The 19,956-nt window shown below is 57.9% G+C and carries 21 protein-coding genes; 4 read left to right on the top strand and 17 right to left on the bottom strand.

Annotated elements, in window-relative coordinates; translation table 11 throughout:
• The first annotated feature begins 58 nt into the window (after nt 1-58).
• The gene (locus HV355_RS09715) at nt 59-436 is read left to right on the top strand and encodes a DUF2756 family protein (RefSeq protein WP_042719209.1); all 378 of its coding nucleotides are present in this window, start codon (nt 59-61) and stop codon (nt 434-436) included.
• On the opposite strand, the gene ugpQ is transcribed toward HV355_RS09715, so the two are convergent.
• The 10 genes from ugpQ to livK all read right to left on the bottom strand — a co-directional run bounded on the left by ugpQ (nt 420) and on the right by livK (nt 10,508).
• Entirely contained in the window at nt 420-1,166 is a 747-nt protein-coding gene (gene ugpQ, locus HV355_RS09720) for a glycerophosphodiester phosphodiesterase (protein WP_126816078.1), read from the bottom strand. The two genes, HV355_RS09715 and ugpQ, sit on opposite strands and share 17 nt — an antisense overlap.
• Nucleotides 1,163-2,233: a sn-glycerol-3-phosphate import ATP-binding protein UgpC gene (locus HV355_RS09725; RefSeq protein ID WP_063616534.1), complete on the bottom strand. Its 1,071-nt coding sequence runs from the start codon at nt 2,231-2,233 to the stop codon at nt 1,163-1,165. Before HV355_RS09725 ends, ugpQ begins: the two co-directional genes overlap by 4 nt.
• Before the next feature lies 1 nt (nt 2,234).
• Entirely contained in the window at nt 2,235-3,080 is an 846-nt protein-coding gene (gene ugpE, locus HV355_RS09730; RefSeq protein ID WP_120159433.1) for a sn-glycerol-3-phosphate ABC transporter permease UgpE, read from the bottom strand.
• Nucleotides 3,077-3,964 carry a sn-glycerol-3-phosphate ABC transporter permease UgpA gene (gene ugpA / locus HV355_RS09735; protein WP_100167338.1) on the bottom strand — a complete coding sequence of 296 codons (888 nt, stop codon included), beginning with the start codon at nt 3,962-3,964 and terminating at the stop codon, nt 3,077-3,079. The genes ugpE and ugpA overlap by 4 nt, the downstream gene beginning before the upstream one ends.
• A 127-nt stretch (nt 3,965-4,091) precedes the next feature.
• Nucleotides 4,092-5,408: a sn-glycerol-3-phosphate ABC transporter substrate-binding protein UgpB gene (gene ugpB / locus HV355_RS09740; protein WP_182401712.1), complete on the bottom strand. Its 1,317-nt coding sequence runs from the start codon at nt 5,406-5,408 to the stop codon at nt 4,092-4,094.
• Between the two features lie 264 nt (nt 5,409-5,672).
• Nucleotides 5,673-6,386 carry a high-affinity branched-chain amino acid ABC transporter ATP-binding protein LivF gene (gene livF / locus HV355_RS09745; protein WP_006812273.1) on the bottom strand — a complete coding sequence of 238 codons (714 nt, stop codon included), beginning with the start codon at nt 6,384-6,386 and terminating at the stop codon, nt 5,673-5,675.
• 1 nt (nt 6,387) lies between these two features.
• Nucleotides 6,388-7,155: a high-affinity branched-chain amino acid ABC transporter ATP-binding protein LivG gene (gene livG, locus HV355_RS09750; RefSeq protein ID WP_008500101.1), complete on the bottom strand. Its 768-nt coding sequence runs from the start codon at nt 7,153-7,155 to the stop codon at nt 6,388-6,390.
• Nucleotides 7,152-8,429 carry a branched chain amino acid ABC transporter permease LivM gene (livM, locus tag HV355_RS09755; protein ID WP_010436486.1) on the bottom strand — a complete coding sequence of 426 codons (1,278 nt, stop codon included), beginning with the start codon at nt 8,427-8,429 and terminating at the stop codon, nt 7,152-7,154. The genes livG and livM overlap by 4 nt, the downstream gene beginning before the upstream one ends.
• Complete coding sequence (livH, locus tag HV355_RS09760) at nt 8,426-9,352, bottom strand: high-affinity branched-chain amino acid ABC transporter permease LivH (protein WP_010436488.1); 927 nt, start codon at nt 9,350-9,352, stop codon at nt 8,426-8,428. Before livH ends, livM begins: the two co-directional genes overlap by 4 nt.
• A 46-nt stretch (nt 9,353-9,398) precedes the next feature.
• Complete coding sequence (gene livK / locus HV355_RS09765; protein ID WP_010436489.1) at nt 9,399-10,508, bottom strand: high-affinity branched-chain amino acid ABC transporter substrate-binding protein LivK; 1,110 nt, start codon at nt 10,506-10,508, stop codon at nt 9,399-9,401.
• A gap of 424 nt (nt 10,509-10,932) precedes the next feature.
• On the opposite strand from livK, the gene panM reads away from it, so the two are divergent.
• Complete coding sequence (panM, locus tag HV355_RS09770) at nt 10,933-11,316, top strand: aspartate 1-decarboxylase autocleavage activator PanM (RefSeq protein WP_126816080.1); 384 nt, start codon at nt 10,933-10,935, stop codon at nt 11,314-11,316.
• Between the two features lie 177 nt (nt 11,317-11,493).
• Here the strand turns inward: panM and livJ are convergent, their stop codons facing one another.
• From livJ to ftsY, 6 genes are all read right to left on the bottom strand, one after another.
• Entirely contained in the window at nt 11,494-12,594 is a 1,101-nt protein-coding gene (gene livJ / locus HV355_RS09775; protein ID WP_139157911.1) for a branched chain amino acid ABC transporter substrate-binding protein LivJ, read from the bottom strand.
• 197 nt (nt 12,595-12,791) lie between these two features.
• The gene (locus HV355_RS09780; RefSeq protein WP_182401714.1) at nt 12,792-14,057 is read right to left on the bottom strand and encodes a 4-aminobutyrate--2-oxoglutarate transaminase; all 1,266 of its coding nucleotides are present in this window, start codon (nt 14,055-14,057) and stop codon (nt 12,792-12,794) included.
• A gap of 136 nt (nt 14,058-14,193) precedes the next feature.
• Complete coding sequence (rpoH, locus tag HV355_RS09785) at nt 14,194-15,051, bottom strand: RNA polymerase sigma factor RpoH (RefSeq protein WP_010436497.1); 858 nt, start codon at nt 15,049-15,051, stop codon at nt 14,194-14,196.
• A gap of 251 nt (nt 15,052-15,302) precedes the next feature.
• Nucleotides 15,303-16,358: a permease-like cell division protein FtsX gene (gene ftsX / locus HV355_RS09790; protein ID WP_108417694.1), complete on the bottom strand. Its 1,056-nt coding sequence runs from the start codon at nt 16,356-16,358 to the stop codon at nt 15,303-15,305.
• The gene (gene ftsE, locus HV355_RS09795) at nt 16,345-17,016 is read right to left on the bottom strand and encodes a cell division ATP-binding protein FtsE (RefSeq protein ID WP_008500091.1); all 672 of its coding nucleotides are present in this window, start codon (nt 17,014-17,016) and stop codon (nt 16,345-16,347) included. The genes ftsX and ftsE overlap by 14 nt, the downstream gene beginning before the upstream one ends.
• Nucleotides 17,017-17,018: 2 nt before the next feature.
• A complete protein-coding gene (gene ftsY / locus HV355_RS09800) occupies nt 17,019-18,479 on the bottom strand; it encodes a signal recognition particle-docking protein FtsY (RefSeq protein ID WP_182401716.1) in 1,461 nt (486 codons plus the stop codon).
• A 127-nt stretch (nt 18,480-18,606) separates the two neighbouring features.
• Here ftsY and rsmD point away from each other — a divergent pair, with 127 nt between their 5' ends.
• Nucleotides 18,607-19,209 (top strand): 16S rRNA (guanine(966)-N(2))-methyltransferase, encoded by a 603-nt coding sequence (rsmD, locus tag HV355_RS09805; protein WP_182401718.1) that lies wholly within the window; start codon nt 18,607-18,609, stop codon nt 19,207-19,209.
• Nucleotides 19,193-19,474: a DUF1145 family protein gene (locus HV355_RS09810; RefSeq protein ID WP_010436509.1), complete on the top strand. Its 282-nt coding sequence runs from the start codon at nt 19,193-19,195 to the stop codon at nt 19,472-19,474. Before rsmD ends, HV355_RS09810 begins: the two co-directional genes overlap by 17 nt.
• A gap of 82 nt (nt 19,475-19,556) precedes the next feature.
• Here the strand turns inward: HV355_RS09810 and HV355_RS09815 are convergent, their stop codons facing one another.
• Nucleotides 19,557-19,916 carry a DUF2500 domain-containing protein gene (locus HV355_RS09815; protein ID WP_182401720.1) on the bottom strand — a complete coding sequence of 120 codons (360 nt, stop codon included), beginning with the start codon at nt 19,914-19,916 and terminating at the stop codon, nt 19,557-19,559.
• Nucleotides 19,917-19,956: the final 40 nt, after the last annotated feature.

The following is a 19,956-nucleotide window of genomic DNA, read 5'->3' on the forward strand; positions in this document are numbered from 1 at the left end:
CATCGTCATGGTGAAATCGGGGTAAACTTAAGAGAAACCTCAAAAGGAGGAGATGACAATGAAACGCTTGATGATTCTTACGGCACTGCTTCCCTTTGCCGCGCTCGCACAGCCACTCAATACGATGAACAACCCTAACCAGCAGGGTTACGTCATTCCCAGCCAGCAGCGGATGCAAACGGAAATGATGAGCCAGCAACAGCAGCAGAAAGGGATGCTTAATCAACAGTTGAAAACGCAAACCCAGATGCAGCAGCAGAGCCTGCAAAACCAGATGAACGCCAACACCCAGCGCATCCAGCAGGGTCAGGTTCGCGAGCAGCCGCTGCCGAATAAAAACGGCGGGATGTTAGGCGGGGGGTCAACCCTGAACAGCGGCCAGCAGCATATGCTGCCGCCGCAGTCGAACGGCAGTATGCTTAATCCGCAGAACTAAAGTTCGGGCCGATGCGGTCAATCGCATCGGTACAAATGCTGTCAACGCCCCAGCGCAGCAGTTCGGCTGCACGCTGGGGTTTGTTAACGGTATACACCAGAATATGCAGACCCGCCGCTTTCAACATCTTCACCCGCGCCTCATCCAGCAGCTTGTGATTGAGATGAATTGAAACGCACGCTAAGCGTGTCGTCAGCTCGTGCCAGTCCTCGCGCCACTCGTCCAGCAGCAGCCCACGCGGCAGCTCCGGCACGGCCGCCTGTGCCGCTTCCAGCGCGTCGATTTCAAACGACGACAGCAGCGGTGCCGTCATCCCTTCCCACAGCTCACGCGCGGCCAGCGCGATGACTTTGCCCGTCAGCGGCCCGGTGCCGGTGGTCGGTTTGATTTCGATATTGGCCATCATACCGTGCTGGCGACAGCGATCCGCCACTTCCGCCAGCAGCGGCAGCGGTTCGCCTTTGAACTCGCCGCTGTACCAGCTTCCGGCATCTACCTTCAGCAGATCGCGCCACGGCAGTTCACCCGCCACGCCCCAGCCGTTGCTGGTGCGTTCGAGGTTATCGTCATGCAGCAGGAAAATTTCGCCGTCTTTCGACAGCTTGGCGTCGAACTCGATCATCGTGTGGCCGTAGCGCGCGCCAACGTCAATCGCCGCCAGGGTATTTTCCGGCGCCAGCTTACCGCCGCCCCGGTGGGCGACGATGTGGGGATAAGGCCAGTTGCTCATACTCGTTGTCCTGTTTCACCGTCAAAGAAGTGCAGGTGATTTTCCGGCAGGTGCAGCCACAGCGTACTGCCTGCTTTCGGGCGTTCCTGATGCGCTAAACGCACCACTATTTTTTGCTCGCCCCAGCGCCCGTGCGCCAGGTTATCTGCACCCAACATCTCCAGCGTGTCCATCACCAGCGGCACGCCGCCGTCCGCCTGAGAGGTTAAACCGATATGTTCCGGGCGGATACCGAGCGTCATCTTACGCCCGGCGTAGCCACGATAGTACCAGTTGATCGGCAACGCCATCCCGCTTTCCAGTTCAAAATGCGTGCCCGCGCTGCTGATACGCCCTTCAAGCAGGTTCATTGCCGGGCTGCCGATAAAGCTCGCCACAAAGCGGGTAGCCGGTTTCTCATACACTTCCACCGGGGTGCCAATCTGCTCGGCGATGCCTTTGTTCATCACCATTACGCGCTGGGCGAGGGTCATGGCTTCGACCTGATCGTGGGTCACGTACAGGGAGGTGGTTTTCAGACGACGATGCAGCTGCTGCAGCTCAAGACGCATCTGCACGCGCAGCTTGGCGTCGAGGTTAGAAAGCGGTTCGTCGAACAGGAATACCGCCGGATCGCGCACGATGGCGCGCCCCATCGCCACGCGCTGGCGCTGGCCGCCGGAGAGCTCGCGCGGGCGGCGCTTCAGCAGGCCGTCCAGCTCGAGAATGCGCGCCGCCTCTTTCACGCGCTCGTCGATATGGCCTTTGCCCATGCCGCGGATTTTCAGCCCCCAGGCCATGTTCTCTTCCACGCTCATGTGCGGATAGAGGGCGTAGTTCTGGAACACCATCGCGATGCCTCTGTCTTTCGGCTCCATTTCGGTGACGCGCTGGCGGTCAATCCAGATATCCCCGGACGTCACCCGCTCCAGCCCCGCCACCATGCGCAGCAGCGTGGATTTGCCGCAGCCGGACGGGCCGACCATCACGATAAATTCCCCATCCGCCACGTCGAGCGTCAGCGGCTGAATCACCTGGGTTTTACCGTCCCAGCTTTTGGTTACTGCCTGAAGTTTTAAACCTGCCATCTTATTTCTCGCTATCGACCAGGCCGCGGACAAACGCACGCTGCATGGCTAAAACAATGACTACGGGTGGGATAAGGGTGAGCAGCATCGCCGCCATCACCTGGTTCCAGAGGGTGGTGCCTTCGCCGGTGGAGATCATGCCTTTGATGCCCGCCACGGCAGTGCCGAGATTGACGTCCTGAATAATCAGCAGCGGCCACAGGTACTGGTTCCAGCCGTAGATAAAGGTGATCACAAACAGCGCCGCGAGGTTGGTTTTCGACAGCGGCAGCACGATGTCGCGGAAGAAGCGCATCGGCGACGCGCCGTCGATGCGCGCGGCTTCAATCAGCTCGTCCGGCAGGGTCATAAAGAACTGGCGGAACAGGAAGGTCGCGGTCGCCGAGGCCATCAGCGGCAGGGTTAAGCCCGCGTAGCTGTCGAGCATTTTCAGGTTGGCGATCACCTCCACCGTCGGGAAGATACGCACCTCCACCGGCAGCATCAGGGTGATAAAAATCATCCAGAAGAAGAGGTTACGCAGCGGAAAGCGAAACCAGACGATGGCGAAGGCCGACAGCATCGACACCGTAATTTTGCCGACGGTGATGCCGAACGCCATGATGAAGCTGTTGAGCATCATCAGCCAGAACGGCGCGCTGTTGGCGCCCACGCCCTGTGTCCAGATGGTCTTCATGTTCTCGAAAAGATGTGTGCCTGGGATCAGCGTCATCGGCGTGTCGAACACCGCTTTGGTGTCCAGCGTGGCGGCGACAAACGCCACGTACAGCGGGAAGAGGATGACGATAATCCCTAAAATCAGCATGGTATGGCTGAAAATCGTCAGCCCGCGACGGTTCTCAATCATTGGTAGCGCACCTTACTTTCGACATAGCGGAACTGCACTACCGTGAGGATGATGACGAGGAACATCAGCACCACGGACTGCGCGGCGGAGGCAGAGAGATCCAGGCCGGCAAAACCTTCGCGGTAGATCTTGTAGATAAGCGTTGTTGTCGCCTGTACCGGGCCGCCTGCGGTGGCCGCGTCGATCACCGGGAAGGTGTCGAAGAAGGCATACACGAGGTTCACCACCAGCAGGAAGAAGCTCACCGGGGCGATCAGCGGCAGCGACAGCCTGAAGAAGCGACGAATGGGCCCTGCGCCGTCAATCGCCGCCGCTTCCACCAGCGAGCGCGGAATGGACTGCAGCGCGGCAAAGAAGAACAGGAAGTTGTAGCTGATCTGCTTCCACACCGAGGCGAATACCACCAGGAACATCGCCTGGCCGCTGTTCTGGGCATGGTTCCAGTCGTAGCCCAGTTCGGCCAGGAAATGGGTAATCAACCCGCGTCCCGGGTTAAACAGGAAGATCCACAGCACGGCGGCGACGGCGGGAGCCACGGCGTAAGGCAGCAGCATCAGCGTTTGATAAATACGGCTGCCGCGCACCACGTAGTCCACCAGCGCGGCGAAGAACAGCGATGCCAGAAGGCCGCTGACGGTCACCAGGGCGCTGAACTTGATCGTCGTCCAGAAGGAATCCAGGTAGTAGCTGTCATGGAACAGCGCGGTGAAGTTGTCCAGCCCGACAAACTGGCTGGAAAGCCCGAACGGATCGACGCTTTGTACCGAGTACCACAGCGCTTCGCCCGCAGGCCAGATAAAGAAAATAACGGTGATGACCAGCTGCGGCGCGACCAGCAGGTACGGCAGCCAGCGGGAACGGAACACCGGACGGGATGATGACATAGGTTTGCTCTGTAGGTATTCCCCCCTCACCCCGGCCCTCTCCCCAAAGGGGCGAGGGAGAAAAGACGGCTCCGCGCAGTCCCCTCTCCCCTATGGGGAGAGGGTTAGGGTGAGGGGCAGGTTTGAATTACGATTTGGTGGACTGCTCAAAGCGGCGCAGCAGCTGATTCCCGCGCTCTACCGCAGAGTCCAGCGCCTGCTGTGGCGTTTTCTTCCCGGTCCACACGCTTTCCAGCTCTTCATCCACGATGGTACGGATCTGCGGCATGTTGCCCAGACGCAGGCCCTTGGTGAACGGCAACGGCGGCTTGTTCAGCATCTGACGCGTCGCAATGTCCGCCCCTGGGTTTTTGCTGTAGAAGCCCTGCTCGCGGGTCAGGTCGTACGCAGCTTTGGTGATCGGCAGGTAGCCGGTCTTCTGGTGCCACTCGGCCGCGTTTTCAGGCTTCGCCAGGAAGTCGAGGAACTCGGCTACGCCTTTGTAGGTGCCGTTGTCTTTGCCCTGCATGACCCACAGGCTCGCTCCGCCGATGATGGCGTTCTGCGGCGCGCCCTTCACGTCGGCGTCGTACGGCATCATGCCCACGCCGTAGTTAAATTTGGCGTAGTGACGGATATCCGCCAGCGAGCCGGACGATGCGGTGGTAATGGCGCAGTCGCCGTTGTAGAACTTCTCGGTGGATTCGTCTTTACGCCCGAAGTAGCTGAAGTCGCCCTTCTTGTTGAGTTCTTCCAGCAGCGCGATGTGCTTCACCTGCTCCGGCTTGTTGAACTCCAGTACCGCATCGGTGCCGTCGAAGCCGTTGTTTTTGGTGGCAACCGGCAGGCCGTGCCAGGCGCTGAAGTTTTCAATCTGGATCCAGCCCTGCCAGCCGCTGGCGTAGCCGCACTTCATCCCCGCCGCTTTCAGCTTCGCGGTGTACTCGGCCAGATCCTGCCAGGTCTTTGGCGGCTGCTCCGGGTCTAAACCGGCTTTCCTGAAGGCGTCTTTGTTGTAATACAGCACCGGCGTGGAGCTGTTAAACGGCTGGGACAGCAGATGCCCGGTTTTGGAATCGGTGTAATAACCCGCCACGGTTGGCACGAACTGGGATTCGTCGAAGTTGATACCCGCGTCTTTGAACACTTCATACACCGGCTTAATGGCTTTGGAGGCCATCATGGTCGCGGTACCCACTTCATAAACCTGTAACAGCGCAGGGGCGTTACCGGTACGGAAGGCGGCGATGCCCGCGCTCAGGCTCTGCTCGTAGTTGCCTTTGTACACCGGCACAATTTTGTAATCCGGGTGGGTGTCGTTGAAACGCTGCGCCAGGGAGTCAACCTCTTTACCCAACTCCCCTTCCATGGAATGCCAGAACGGAATGGTGGTCACAGCCATTGCGTTCGTCGCAAAAGCCAGACCCAGTGCCAGACCCAAAGCTGTGTGTCGTAACGATGTCATTGTCATCTCTCTTATTGTGCCGGATGCGCGATATCACGCGTTTTATGCTCGCGAGGTAACATGACATGCTCGAATTACAGAAAAATAACTGTTTGTTTACAGATAAGTGACAGCCAGGCGTCAGGGGGATGATGGTTGTGTGAAGGGGGTTAGGTGTGTGGTTGGGTGCGGTCTGGTGCCCTCACCCCGGCCCTCTCCCACAGGGAGAGGGAGAAAAACACGTAGGCCCGGTAAGCGTAAGCGCCACCGGGCAATACAGACGGCTTAGCCTCCGAGGTACGCGCTCCGCACCGCCTCGTTTGCCAGCAGCGCGTCGCCGGTATCCTCAAGCACCACGCGACCGTTCTCCAGCACGTAGCCACGGTCGGCGAGCTTCAGCGCCTGGTTGGCGTTCTGCTCGACGAGGAAGATGGTCATCCCCTCTTTGCGCAGCTGCTCAATGGTGTCGAAGATCTGCTGAATGATGATCGGCGCAAGACCGAGCGACGGTTCATCCAGCAGCAGCAGACGCGGCTGGCTCATCAGCGCGCGGCCAATCGCCAGCATCTGCTGCTCGCCGCCGGACATGGTGCCCGCACGCTGGATGCGGCGCTCCCACAGGCGTGGGAAGAGTTCGTACACCCACTTGATGCGGGTCTGGTATTCATCGCGGTGAGCAAAGAAGCCGCCCATCGCCAGGTTCTCTTCCACCGTCATGCGAGAAAACACGCGACGCCCTTCCGGGACAATCGCCACCGCTTCACGCATGATTTTGGCGGTCTGCCAGTCGGTAATGTCTTTGCCATCGAACACAATCCGCCCGCTGGTGGCGCGCGGGTCGCCGCACAGGGTGCCGAGCAGCGTGGTTTTGCCCGCGCCGTTGGCCCCGATCAGGGTGACGATTTCGCCCTGATTGATGTGCAGGCTGACGTCGTGCAGCGCCTGGATCTTGCCGTAGTGCGCGTTGACCTTGTCGAACGTTAACATCGCTTTTTCCATCTTATGCCTCACCAAGGTATGCGCGGATCACGTCCGGGTTGTTGCGGATCTCTTCCGGCGTGCCGTTCGCCAGCGGCGTGCCCTGGTTTACCACGTAGATACGGTCCGAAATGCCCATCACCAGCTTCATGTCATGCTCAATCAGCAGAATGGTGGTGTCGTGATGATCGCGCAGCTCGGCAATCAGTTCGTCCAGCTCTTTGGTCTCTTTCGGGTTGAGGCCTGCCGCCGGTTCGTCGAGCATCAGGATTTCCGGCTGCGTCACCATACAGCGCACAATCTCCAGGCGACGCTGATCGCCGTAGGCCAGGTTGCTCGCCTGACGGTTGGCGTGCTGCAGCAGGCCAATTCGGTCAAGCCAGGTGGCGGCGCGGTCAAGCGCTTCATCCTGCGCGCGGCGGAAGGCCGGGGTTTTCAGCAGGCCGGAGAAGAGCCCGGTTTTCAGCTGCTGATGCTGTGCCACCAGCAGGTTCTCAATCACCGTCATCTCGCGGAACAGACGCACGTGCTGGAAGGTACGCACCACGCCCATGCGGGCAATCTGCTGGCCCGGCAGCCCTTCCAGGTGCTGGTCGCGCAGCATGATGGTGCCGCCCGTCGGCTTGTAGAAGCCGGTCAGGCAGTTGAAGACCGTGGTTTTCCCCGCGCCGTTCGGGCCAATCAGGGAGACAATCTCTTTCTTGTGCAGATCCAGATTCACGTTGTTGACCGCCAGCAGGCCGCCAAAACGCATCATCAGACCGTTAACGGATAATAATGGCTGGCTCATGCCTGCTCTCCTTTCGCTTGCCCGTTCTTCAGCTTCAGCTGTGGACGGGTCATCGGCAGCAGACCCTGCGGACGCCAGATCATCATCAGCACCATCAAACCACCCAGCATCAGCATGCTGTATTCGTTAAAGTCGCGCATCAGCTCGCGCGAGACCACCAGCAGGATGGCCGCGAGGATAACGGCAAACTGCGAGCCCATCCCGCCGAGTACCACAATCGCCAGCACGAAGGCCGATTCGGCAAAGGTGAAGGATTCCGGGCTAACGAAGCCCTGACGCGCGGCAAACAGCGTTCCGGCGAAACCGGCAAACGCGGCGCTGATGGTGAACGCGGTCAGCTTGATGCGGGTCGGGTTCAGGCCCAGCGAGCGGCAGGCGATTTCATCTTCGCGCAGCGCTTCCCACGCGCGGCCCAGCGGCATGCGCAGCAGACGGTTGATCACGAACAGGGTAATCACCACCAGCAGCAGCGCCACCAGATAGAGCCAGATCACGCGGTCGGACGGATCGTACTTGATGCCAAAGAAGTTGCTGAAGGTATCCCAGCCGCCTTCGCGGGCGGTGCGGCTGAACTCCAGGCCGAAGAAGGTCGGTTTCGGGATCTGGCTGATGCCGTTCGGGCCGCCGGTCACTTCGGTATTGTTGAGCAGCAGGATACGGACGATTTCGCCGAAGCCCAGGGTCACAATCGCCAGGTAGTCACCGCGCAGGCGCAGCACCGGGAAGCCGAGCAGGAAGCCCGCGGCGGCAGAGACCAGCCCCGCCAGCGGCAGGCAGGTCCAGAAGCCGAGGCCGTAATAGTGGTTCAGCAGCGCGAAGGTGTAGGCGCCGATGGCGTAGAAGCCGCCGTAGCCCAGCACCAGCAGGCCGGAGAGCCCCACCACCACGTTCAGACCGAGACCCAGGATCACGTAGATCATGGTCAGGGTGGCGATATCCACGGTCCCGCGCGATACCACAAACGGCCACGCCACGGCAGCGACCAGCAGCGCCACGAGGAACAGCTTCTGCTTCACGGTCGTACCGTCGATAGCGGGCAGCACGAATTTCGGCCCGGAGACGTTTTTCAGCGTCTTCTGGAAGACCGGGCGCAGCAGCTGGAACAGGAACACTACGGCCGTGCCGATAAACACCCACTGCCAGCGAATATCAGCGGCGGTGTCGACCACCAGCTTAGTGCCGTCCAGCTCTAACTGGACGCCCATAAAGACGCCCGCCAGCACGAAGAACATGGCGGCAGAGAGCAGCGCCATTGCAAAATGCATCGGTTTCATACTTTCTCTACCTCCGGACGGCCCAGAATACCGGTAGGCATCACCAGCAGAACCAGAATCAGCAGGGCAAACGACACCACGTCTTTATATTCTGTGCTCAGGTACGCCGAGGAGAGCGCTTCCGCCACGCCCAGGATCAGGCCGCCGATCATCGCGCCCGGAATACTGCCGATACCGCCCAGTACCGCGGCGGTGAAGGCTTTCATCCCGGCCATAAAGCCGATGTACGGGTTAATCACGCCATAGAACTGGCCGAGCAGTACGCCTGCCACCGCCGCCATCGCGGCGCCAATCACGAAGGTCAGGGCAATCACGCGGTCGGTGTTGATGCCGAGCAGGCTCGCCATCTTCAGGTCTTCCGCGCAGGCGCGGCAGGCGCGTCCCATGCGGGAGTAGCGGATGAAAATAGTCAGAGCCAGCATTGCCAGGAAGGTTACAACCCAGATAACCAGCTGCATGGTGGTGATAGAGGCAGAGAAGTTCTCGCTGGCCCCCACAATCCACTGGCCGTTAAACAGGCTTGGCAGCGCCACGTCGCGCGAGCCTTCGGTCAGGCTGACGTAGTTTTGCAGGAAGATGGACATCCCGATGGCGGAGATCAGCGCAATCAGGCGTTTTGAACTGCGCACGGGCCGGTAAGCCACGCGTTCGATGCTCCAGCCGTAGGCGCTGGCAATCACAATCGCGCCGACAAACCCGGCGGCGACCAGCAGCCAGCTGCTGTCGATGCCCATCATCATCAGCGCGGCAATGATCATAAAGGAGACGTAGCTACCGATCATGTACACCTCGCCGTGGGCGAAGTTGATCATGCCGATAATGCCGTAAACCATCGTGTAGCCGATGGCGATCAGCGCGTAGGTGCTTCCCAGCGTAACGCCGTTAAACATCTGCTGCAGGAAATAGAGAAACTGCTCGGACATATGCAAACCTTTTTATACCCGCCCGGCGAGCCGGGCGGTGGGATAGTTATTTGGCGGCCGAGGACGAACCGTCGGCGTGCCACTTAAAGACACCAAATTCAAATCCCTTCAGATCGCCTTTCTCATCCCAGTTCAGCGGCCCAATCACGGTGTTCGCCCCGTGTGCTTTTAAATCTTTCACCAGATCCAGCGGCTCTTTGCTGCCGGTACGCTCCAGCGCGGTCGCCAGAGACTGCACGGCCGCGTAGGTGATCCAGACGTACGGACCGCTCGGATCTTTCTTCTGCGCCTTGAGCGCCTCTACGATAGCCTTGTTGGCCGGATCCTGGTCATAGCGTTTTGGCATCGTGACCAGCATGCCTTCGGCAGAATCCCCGGCGATGTTCGACAGGGAGGCGTTGCCCACGCCCTCTGGCCCCATAAACTGGGTTTTCAGGCCGGTGGCACGCGCCTGGCGCAGCATCTGGCCCATTTCCGGGTAGTAGCCGCCGTAGTAAACGAAGTCGATATTCTCTTTTTGCAGACGGGCGATCAGCGCGGAGAAGTCTTTCTCGCCTGCGGTAATGCCGTCGAAGAAGACGATGTTCGCGCCGCCTTTTTTCAGGCCGTCCTGCACAGAGCGCGCCAGGCCTTCGCCGTACTGCTGTTTGTCATGAATGATGGCAATACGCGTTGGCTTAACGGTGTCGAGGATGTATTTGGCGGCGGTGGGTCCCTGCGAGGAGTCCAGACCGGCGGTACGCATAATGTGCTGGTAGCCGCGCTGGGTCAGCTCCGGGTTAGTTGCGCCCGGGGTGATCATCAGAATGCCTTCGTCTTCGTAAATATCAGATGCGGGCTGCGTGGACGATGAGCACAGGTGGCCGATGACGTACTGGATACCGTCGTTGACGATTTTGTTGGCGACCGCGACGGCCTGTTTTGGATCGCAGGCGTCGTCATATTCTACGCCCACCAGCTTGTCGCCTTTGATGCCGCCTTTGGCGTTGATGTCTTTAATGGCCTGACGGGCGCCGTTGAACTCCATATCACCCCACTGGGCAACAGGACCGGACATCGCGCCGACCACAGCCACTTTTATGTCGTCCGCCATAGCCGCCTGCGAAATTGCCAGTGCGACCATTCCCGCGATTATTGCTTTCGCGTTCCTTTTCATCTCTGAATCCCCATTCGTGATGTCGTGTATATATTTTGTTTTATTATGGTTAAAAAGCATTCTGTACTTTTAATGAACAACGCTATTTTTACCAGTGCCTTTAATGGTTTAGCGCGGTTTTTTATCAAAAACCAGACTAATATCTCTATTTTTCAGGCGATTAAGCAAAGATAATATTCTGAAATCAGGCAGAGATAAACAAATAAAAGTGCAGTTTGCAGCATAAAATAACGGTACAAAGCGCCGAATAAATCACTGCCTGTCAGGTTAAAATTCTGCTTAATTTTCGATCCATGTGTTTTCGAACTGCGCAATGCGTTGCCAAAAAACTAATCACCTGGTAAATGGGAATAAAAAGAGAAAGCACCCGAGCAAATAAATTGAGTACACTGGCCCTACTCAATCTGATTTGGACAAGTAGCTAATGAAACTGACTATCGTGCGTCTGGTGACCTTTAGCGACCAGGATCATATCGACCTGGGCAAGATCTGGCCGGAATATTCCCCTTCGTCGCTGGCCGTCGACGACAATCACCGTATCTATGCCGCGCGCTTTAACGAGCGTCTGCTGGCCGCCGTTCGCGTGACGCTGAGCGGCACGGAAGGGGCGCTGGATTCCCTGCGCGTGCGCGACGTCACCCGCCGTCGCGGGGTCGGACAGTATTTAATTGAAGAAGTCATTCGTGAAAACCCGAGCGTGACCTCCTGGTGGATGGCCGACGTGGGCGTGGAAGACCGCAGCGTGATGGCGGCGTTTATGCAGGCGTTAGGGTTTACGGCGCAGGCGAACGGGTGGGAGAAGCGCTAAAAGAAAGCCGGGTGGCGGCTGCGCCTTACCCGGCCTACGAGGTGCTCATTGTAGGCCCGGTAAGCGAAGCGCCACCGGGCAAAAGAGGGGCTGTGCGGCCTGATGCCCTCACCCCGGCCCTCTCCCACGGGGAGAGGGAGAAAACATAAAAAAGGCAACTTACGTTGCCTTTTGCTTTTATTTTGCGTCAGTAGCAGTCCCGTTCGCATGCCAGTCAAACACGCCGAACTCGAAGCCCTTCAGATCGCCCTTCTCATCCCATGACAGCGGCCCCATGACGGTTTCCACGGAGTTCGCTTTCAGCCAGGTGGCAATCTCAGCCGGATCGGCTGACTGGTTCAGGCCCGCCTGCAGCGACTGCAGCGCCGCGTAGGTGGTCCAGACGAACGCGCCGCTTGGATCCTGTTTCTTCGCCTTGATCGCATCCACGATTGGTTTGTTCGCAGGGACCTGGTCGTAGTTCTTCGGCTTGGTCACCAGCAGGCCTTCGGCTGATTCACCCGCGATGTTAGACAGAGAGACGTTCGCCACGCCTTCCGGCCCCATGAACTGGGTTTTCAGACCGGCAGCACGCGCCTGGCGCAGGATCTGGCCCATTTCCGGGTGGTAGCCACCGTAGTAAACGAAATCAATATTCTCTTTCTTCAGACGCGCCACCAGCGTGGAGAAGTCTTTCTCACCGGCGGTAATACCGTCGAAGAACACCACGTCAGCATTGGCTTTCTTCAGGTTGTCCTGGACGGAACGCGCCAGACCTTCACCGTACTGCTGCTTGTCGTGAACGATAGCGATGCGCTTCGGCTTCACTTTTTCAACGATGTATTTCGCTGCGGTTGGGCCCTGGTCAGAGTCCAGGCCGGTGGTGCGCAGGGTCAGCTTGTAGCCGCGCGAGGTCAGTTCCGGCGCGGTTGCAGCCGGGGTGATCATCAGAATGCCTTCGTCTTCGTAGATGTCAGACGCTGGCTGAGTAGAGGAAGAGCACAGGTGACCGATAACGTATTTGATCCCGTCGTTCACCACTTTGTTCGCCACCGCGACCGCTTGTTTCGGGTCACAGGCATCATCATATTTTACGATCTGCAGTTTTTCGCCCTTGATGCCGCCCTTAGCATTAATGTCTGCAACCGCCTGTTCTGCGCCCGTAAATTCCTGGTCGCCGTACTGAGCTACCGGACCGGACATCGCGCCAACCACAGCAACTTTGATATCTGCCTGTGCCATGGTGCTGAATGCCAACGCGATACATCCTGCCAGTAACGCTTTACCCTTCATGTTCATCCTGAGATTCCCCATTATTATGGTTATTACGATTGTTGTGATGTTGTTGTGCAGCGCTTTATGTCAGTTATAGGTGTGCTGTTCGCGCTTTTTCAGCATACTCTGCTAAAACATACCCGATTTTTATGATTTTGGAATAGCTAATTTGAAATGTATCTATGCTATGCCCGGCACCGTTTTGCGCCGGGCATTTGGCTTTATCGTGTCAGCGAGGCGGAAATAATATCCAGCGCCTGTCGGAACTGCGCTTCGGGGATCGTGAGCGGATAGAGGAAGCGAATCACGTTGCCGTACACGCCGCAGCTCAGGAGCAGCAGCCCTTCGTTCAACGCGCGTTCTTGCACCTGTCGGGTGAATTCCGGCGAGGGTTGCCCGGATTGCGGATCGTTGAACTCCACCGCCACCATAGAGCCTTGCGCACGAATGTCGGCAATATACGGGCAGCCATCCTTCGCTTTATTTAGCACCTCTACCAGATGGTGGCCAAGGTGGGCCGCGCGGGTGCAGAGATCTTCATCGTCAATCACGTCCAGCACCGCATGGGCCGCGGCAATCGCCAGCGGGTTACCCGCGTAGGTGCCGCCCAGCCCGCCGGGCGCGGGGGCGTCCATCACCTCCGCCCGACCAGAGACCGCCGAAAGCGGCATCCCGCCCGCCAGGCTTTTTGCCATGGTGATAAGGTCCGGCTTCACACAGTGGTTTTCCATCGAGAACAGCTTGCCGGTGCGGGCGAAGCCAGTTTGGACTTCGTCGGCAATCAGCAAAATCCCGTGGGTATCGCACAGGGCACGCAGCGCCTGCATAAAATCGGCGGGCGCGACATTGAACCCGCCCTCACCCTGAACCGGTTCGAGGATAATGGCCGCCACCTGGTCTGGCGCGATATCCGCTTTGAAAATGCGCTCCAGGCTTTTTAACGCTTCCGCCGTGCTGATGCCGTGCAGATCGTTAGGGAACTGTGCGTGGTACACCGAGCCAGGGAACGGGCCGAAGCCCAGCTTGTAGGGTGCGACCTTGCCGGTCAGCGCCATGGTCATAAAGGTGCGGCCATGGAAGGCGCCGCCAAAGGTGATAAGGCCGGGGCGTTTGGTGTACGCGCGGGCAATTTTGACCGCGTTTTCAACCGCTTCTGCGCCCGTTGAGAAGAAGGCGGTTTTGGCGGGTCCGTCAATCGGCACGCGCTGGTTGATGCGTTCGGCAAGCGCCACATAGCCCTCATACGGCACAATCTGGTAGGCCGTGTGGGTGAAGGCGTGGAGTTGTTTTTCGATGGCGGCAATGACTTTTGGATGGCGATGGCCGGTATTCAGCACCGCGATCCCGGCGGCGAAGTCTATGTACTCATTGCCTTCCACGTCCCACACAGTGGCGTTTTCAGCTTTATCGGCATAGAAGTTACACATCACGCCGATGCCGCGCGGCGTCGCCTGTAAACGCCGGTCGTTGAGTTCGTTATTTTTCACCCTGTCCCCCTGAGAAAGTCGCCTGCTTAGCGCATCAGTAAGTGTTTGCCAGGGGGAGGGAATTCGCCAGAGCGGGCGCTAAAAAAACAAAACCCCCGGACTCGCATCCAGGGGTTATCGGTGTACTTCGCTTAGATTACGCTTCGATAGCAGCGCGAAGTTTTTTCATGGCGTTCTTTTCAAGCTGACGGACACGTTCCGCGGAAACGCCGTAGCGGTCGGCCAGCTCCTGCAGCGTGGACTTGTTGTCTTCGTCCAGCCAGCGGGCGCGGATGATATCCTGGCTACGCTCGTCGAGACCTTCCATCGCGAAGGTCAGCTTGTTCGCCGCCTGGTCTTCCCAGTTGTCCTCTTCAATGCCGTCGGCAAAGTTAGAAGTTTTATCCTGCAGATACAGGACCGGGGCCATCGGCTGGCTGTCAGAGGCGTCGTCGTCGGAGGACATGTCAAAGGTCATGTCCTGCGCGGCCATGCGGGATTCCATCTCACGGACGTCTTTGCTGGATACGCCCAGCTCGCGCGCCACCATTTCGACTTCATCCTGGTTGAACCAGCCCAGACGCTGCTTGGTTTTACGCAGGTTGAAGAACAGTTTGCGCTGCGCTTTTGTCGTGGCGACCTTCACAATACGCCAGTTACGCAGGACGTATTCGTGAATTTCTGCTTTGATCCAGTGCACGGCGAAGGAGACCAGTCGCACACCCACTTCCGGGTTGAAGCGACGTACAGCCTTCATCAGGCCGATGTTACCTTCCTGAATCAAGTCCGCCTGCGGCAGGCCGTAGCCCGAGTAGTTACGAGCAACGTGAACAACAAAGCGCAGGTGAGACAGGATCAGCGTCTTAGCTGCTTCCAGATCGCCCTGGTAATGCAGCTTTTCAGCAAGCTCCTTTTCTTCCTCGGCCGTTAACATCGGCCAGGTGTTCGCAGCCCGGATGTAAGATTCCAGGTTACCAACAGGGGCTAAAGCTAAAGTTTGCATTTCTTTGGTCATTCATTCCTCTCAATGTTTCTTCTGGTCCAGGCTGTCCCCATCAGGCAACAACCATGCCAAAGCGTTTGAGCAGCGAGATTAGCATTCACACTTTTATCAGACCGTGATTTTATCCACAAGTTCCAGGTGCAACAGTGAATAAATTACGCACAAAATGTGACATGAAGATGATAACAGGGGAAGAGACAACAGGGACGCTTTCCCTGCAGAGCGAACATCTCGGTGCAGGGAAAGATTATATCACGCTTTTATTAGTCGGGAGTAAAGTGGCGTAAATGTTGAACCGTCGCCAGCCATGCAGCTACCCAGCCGATCATGGAGCACACCAGCAGCAACAGCAGGCACTCATCGAACCCTAAGCCACTGATATCAAACTTGGTTCCGAAAACCTGCGCCACTTCAGTCACGGCAGACGAAAGCCGCATCACCAAAATTTCTGACAATATCAGTGAAAGAAATGCGCCGGAAAAACCGAGCAGCGCGCCGCCGTAGAGGAACGGACGGAGGATGAAACCATCCGTTGCGCCAATCAGTTTCTGCACGTTGATGGTATCACGGCGGGCGAAGATGCTCAGACGCACGCTGTTACCGATGACGAGGAACACCGCCGCCACCATCAGAACGCCTATCATCGCCGACACACGCCCCACCAGCCCGGTCAGGGCAGCAAGACGGGCGAACCAGCTGTCGTCCATGCGCACTTCATCAATCCCGTTGATACGGGTGATGCGGTCGCGCAGGGTGTTAAGCGAATCGGTACCCTGGAAATCGAGTTTCGGGATCACCACCGCCACGGCGGGCAGCGGGTTCTCTTCCAGCATATCCAGCGCGCCGCCAAAGCCTGACCAGTTGCGGAACTCGCCCAGCGCTTCATCGCGCGAGAGATAGTTAACCTTCTCCACGCCCTGTTCGGCCTGGATTTGCCCGACCACCTGCGCCGCCGCGTTATCGTCGAGCGCTTTATCCAGATAAACGGTGATCTGCGGCGACGGATAATACTGCGACGCTGCCTGGTTAACGTTCTTATAGACCATGTAGCAGACGCTTGGCAGCGTCAGGGAGATAGCGATCACCATCACCGTCAGGAACGTCGCCAGCGGCTTGCTTTTCAGATCCTGCAATGCCCCCTGGAAGGCATAACGCACCTGCTCGTTGAACACGTTGGTCTTGCGGGAAGCCGGTTTTGGCGCCGCTTTCTGGCGCTTTGGCGTATTACGATTGCCGTCACCGCCGCCCTGCGGCTTACGGAAACGGTCAAACCGGTTTCCGAACTGCCGAATCTGGTTCATTGCATCACGCTTGTTCACCGTGGCCTCCGTGCAAATGCCCGTCGCTCAGGGTCAGCATGCGGTACGAACGACGGGAAATGAGCCCAATGTCGTGCGTCGCCATCAATACCGTAACCCCTACGCGGTTGAATTCCTCAAACAGACGCAAAATCCCTTCGGACAGGGCATCGTCCAGGTTACCGGTTGGTTCATCCGCCAGCAGTACGGCAGGCTTGTTCACCACCGCACGGGCGATGCCCACGCGCTGCTGCTCACCGCCGGACAGCTGGATCGGGAAGTTCTTCGCTTTGTCCAGCAGCCCGACCTTATCCAGCGCCGCAGAGACGCGACGGCGGATATCGTCATAGCTGGCGCCGGCAATAATCAGCGGGATAGCGACGTTATCAAAAACGGTGCGATCCATCAGCAGGTGGTGATCCTGGAAAATCATGCCGATCTGACGACGCAGGAACGGCACTTCGCGGTTTTTCAGGCGGCTAATTTCGTGGCCGCTGAAAAAGATTTTCCCGGCGCTGGGCCGTTCGATCCCACAGATAAGCTTGAGCAGGGTACTTTTCCCCGCGCCGGAATGGCCGGTCAGGAATGCCATCTCGCCTGGCTGCAGATGGAACGTTACCCCCTGCAGCGCTTGTCTCCCACCGAGATAGGCCTTGCTGACGTGTTCAAAGCGAATCATTGTTAGTCCTCTCGGGCAAATAATGCCTCAATAAAGTCGTCCGCCTTAAACGGACGCAAATCCTCAATACGCTCGCCCACACCGATGTAACGGATAGGAATACCGAACTGGTCGGCCACGGAGAAGATCACCCCGCCTTTGGCGGTGCCGTCCAGCTTGGTCAGCGCGATCCCCGTCAGTCCTACCGCTTCATGGAACAGCTTCGCCTGACTGATGGCGTTCTGTCCGGTGCTGGCGTCAATGGTCAGCATAATTTCATGCGGTGCGTCTTCGTCCAGCTTCTTCATGACGCGGACGATTTTCTTCAACTCTTCCATCAGGTGCGATTTGTTCTGCAAACGCCCTGCGGTATCGGCAATCAGCACGTCCACGTTACGCGCCTTCGCCGCCTGGATGGCGTCGAAGATCACGGATGCGGAATCCGCGCCGGTATGCTGGGCAATCACCGGAATGTTGTTGCGCTGGCCCCAGACCTGCAGCTGCTCAACCGCCGCTGCACGGAAGGTATCGCCCGCCGCCAGCATCACCGATTTGCCCTGCTGCTCGAACTGACGCGCCAGCTTGCCGATGGTGGTGGTTTTACCTACGCCGTTCACGCCCACCATCAGAATAACAAATGGCGTTTTGCCTTCAATATTAAGCGGTTCGTCAACTTTTGCGAGAATTTCGCCCATCTCGTCTTTCAGCAGGCCGTACAGCGCTTCGGCATCACGCAGCTGTTTGCGGCTCGCCCCTTCGGTCAGGTTGGCGATGATCTTACGGGTGGTTTCCACGCCGACGTCCGCAATCAGCAGCTGTTCTTCCAGCTCCTCAAAGAGATCGTCGTCGATCTTCTTGCCGCGGAACAGACTGATAAATCCGGAACCTAAATTTTCTTTGGTTTTGAGCAGGCTGCGCTTCAGGCGCGCGAAGAAACCTTCTTTGGTCGGTTTTTCCTGCTCCTGAACGATCTCTTCTTCGGCTTGCTCTTCTACCGGCACAACGATGACCGCTTCTTCCGCGGCTTCCGCCGCCAGCGCCTGGGCTTCCAGCTCTTCGTCGGTCAGTTCTGGCTCGAGCGCCGCTTCTTCTTCCACCGCTTCAACAATTTCAACGGTTTCCGCTTCGGCCTGCCACTCTTCAGCAGATACCTCTTCGGCTTTTACCTCTTCCGGCAGCGGCAGCTCTTCGTGCTCAATAACGGCCTGCGGCGCGTGGGTAATGTCTTCGACGACAACCGGCTCTGGCTTCTCGCTTTCCTGAACCTGTTCAGTGACCTCAACCACCTCTTCAGCAAAGGATTCAATCTCTTCTTTGCTGTGCGCCGTTTCTTCCGCTTCGACAACCGCGGCGGTTTCTACAGGCGTTTCAGGCTGCGACTGCTCTTCAACTACCTGTTGTTCTTCGGTTTTCTGTTCTGTTTCTTGCTCTTTTTCACCGAAGCCCAGCCAGGAAAAGAAGCCACGTTTTTTTTGTTTTGCCATCTGCGACTACACTCCTCGCGGCGCTATATACATGTAAGCTAAAAAAATGATGAAATAGTCTAACACTTTACTTAATTGACATCACCGCCCGCAATCGCAGGCCAATTGTTAACAGAGCTTTCCTGAGATGAAGAAACCCAACCGCGCCCCGGCCGGTCAAATTCGTATTATCGGCGGTCAGTGGCGAGGCCGGAAATTACCGGTGCCGGACAGCCCCGGTTTACGCCCCACTACCGACCGCGTGCGCGAGACGCTGTTTAACTGGCTCGCCCCGTCAATGGTAGACGCCCGCTGCCTGGACTGCTTCGCCGGAAGCGGCGCATTAGGGCTGGAAGCGCTGTCGCGCTATGCCGCCAGCGCCACGCTGCTGGAGATGGAGCGCGGCGTGGCGCAGACGCTGCAGCAAAATCTGGCGACGCTGAAGGCGAGCAACGCCAAAGTGGTCAACACCAACACGCTGAGCTTCCTCGCGCAACAGGGCACACCGCATAACGTGGTGTTTGTCGACCCGCCGTTCCGCAAGGGGCTGCTGGAAGAGACGTTATCTTTGCTGGAGCAAAACGGCTGGCTGGCGGATGACGCGCTAATCTATATAGAAAGCGAAGTGGAGAACGGTTTGCCGCCGGTGCCCGCGCACTGGGATCTGCACCGCGAAAAGGTCGCCGGTCAGGTTGCTTATCGTCTGTATCACCGTCAGGCACAAGGAGGATCCGATGCCGGTACTGATTAACCTGGGACGTTTGCTGATGCTGGGCGTCTGGGCGTTTTTGATTCTGAATCTGGTGCATCCTTTCCCGCGCCCGATGAACATTTTCGTTAACGTGGCGCTGATTTTCACGTCGTTTATGCACGCCCTGCAGATGGTAATGCTGAAAAACGGTCTGCCGAAAGACGGCCCGCAGATGACCGGATGGCAGCAGCTGCGCGTGTTTATTTTCGGCGTGTTTGAGCTGCTGGTGTGGATGAAGAAGTTTAAGGCGCAGGTGAAGAAGTAAGGTGCGTTTAGTCGCCCGGTGGCGCTTCGCTTACCGGACCTACCAAACCCCGTAGGCCGGGCAAACGCCGTGCCGCCCGGCATTACCGCTCCGATTCAAACCCTTCAAACCGCGATCCTTTATAACTCAACGTCCCTTTCTCCCCCACCGTCAGCTGATGGTACTGCTGCGCCTCCAGGCGGAAGGTCACCTCCAGCCCGCCCGTTTCCGGCTTAAAGCTCGCTTCATAGCGCATGCTGGTTCCAGCTGGCGTCACCTGCTGCTGGCGCGAGCGGCGGTCGTTGAGCGGTTTCTCACGCTTGTTCGTCACCACCACACGCTTTTGCATCAGCGGCGCGGCGTCGTTATCCGCCTTCTCGCGGCGCTGCTGCACGAAACGGAACGAGGCTGCAATGACGATAATCGCCACCACGATAATGAAAAAAAGCGGCATCTTGCTCATTGATAAATCCCATCAGATTTTGCGGAATTCAGGATACCTT

The organism is Enterobacter sp. RHBSTW-01064, from assembly GCF_014103035.1.
In the GTDB taxonomy this organism is placed as follows: domain Bacteria; phylum Pseudomonadota; class Gammaproteobacteria; order Enterobacterales; family Enterobacteriaceae; genus Enterobacter; species Enterobacter mori.

Excerpts from the sequence above, each read along its gene's own strand:
- HV355_RS09715 (WP_042719209.1), top strand. The coding sequence starts at position 59 with ATGAAACGCTTGATGATTCTTACGGCACTGCTTCCCTTTGCCGCGCTC.
- ugpQ (WP_126816078.1), bottom strand. The coding sequence starts at position 1,166 with ATGAGCAACTGGCCTTATCCCCACATCGTCGCCCACCGGGGCGGCGGT.
- HV355_RS09725 (WP_063616534.1), bottom strand. The coding sequence starts at position 2,233 with ATGGCAGGTTTAAAACTTCAGGCAGTAACCAAAAGCTGGGACGGTAAA.
- ugpE (WP_120159433.1), bottom strand. The coding sequence starts at position 3,080 with ATGATTGAGAACCGTCGCGGGCTGACGATTTTCAGCCATACCATGCTG.
- ugpA (WP_100167338.1), bottom strand. The coding sequence starts at position 3,964 with ATGTCATCATCCCGTCCGGTGTTCCGTTCCCGCTGGCTGCCGTACCTG.
- ugpB (WP_182401712.1), bottom strand. The coding sequence starts at position 5,408 with ATGACATCGTTACGACACACAGCTTTGGGTCTGGCACTGGGTCTGGCT.
- livF (WP_006812273.1), bottom strand. The coding sequence starts at position 6,386 with ATGGAAAAAGCGATGTTAACGTTCGACAAGGTCAACGCGCACTACGGC.
- livG (WP_008500101.1), bottom strand. The coding sequence starts at position 7,155 with ATGAGCCAGCCATTATTATCCGTTAACGGTCTGATGATGCGTTTTGGC.
- livM (WP_010436486.1), bottom strand. The coding sequence starts at position 8,429 with ATGAAACCGATGCATTTTGCAATGGCGCTGCTCTCTGCCGCCATGTTC.
- livH (WP_010436488.1), bottom strand. The coding sequence starts at position 9,352 with ATGTCCGAGCAGTTTCTCTATTTCCTGCAGCAGATGTTTAACGGCGTT.
- livK (WP_010436489.1), bottom strand. The coding sequence starts at position 10,508 with ATGAAAAGGAACGCGAAAGCAATAATCGCGGGAATGGTCGCACTGGCA.
- panM (WP_126816080.1), top strand. The coding sequence starts at position 10,933 with ATGAAACTGACTATCGTGCGTCTGGTGACCTTTAGCGACCAGGATCAT.
- livJ (WP_139157911.1), bottom strand. The coding sequence starts at position 12,594 with ATGAACATGAAGGGTAAAGCGTTACTGGCAGGATGTATCGCGTTGGCA.
- rpoH (WP_010436497.1), bottom strand. The coding sequence starts at position 15,051 with ATGACCAAAGAAATGCAAACTTTAGCTTTAGCCCCTGTTGGTAACCTG.
- ftsE (WP_008500091.1), bottom strand. The coding sequence starts at position 17,016 with ATGATTCGCTTTGAACACGTCAGCAAGGCCTATCTCGGTGGGAGACAA.
- ftsY (WP_182401716.1), bottom strand. The coding sequence starts at position 18,479 with ATGGCAAAACAAAAAAAACGTGGCTTCTTTTCCTGGCTGGGCTTCGGT.
- rsmD (WP_182401718.1), top strand. The coding sequence starts at position 18,607 with ATGAAGAAACCCAACCGCGCCCCGGCCGGTCAAATTCGTATTATCGGC.
- HV355_RS09810 (WP_010436509.1), top strand. The coding sequence starts at position 19,193 with ATGCCGGTACTGATTAACCTGGGACGTTTGCTGATGCTGGGCGTCTGG.
- HV355_RS09815 (WP_182401720.1), bottom strand. The coding sequence starts at position 19,916 with ATGAGCAAGATGCCGCTTTTTTTCATTATCGTGGTGGCGATTATCGTC.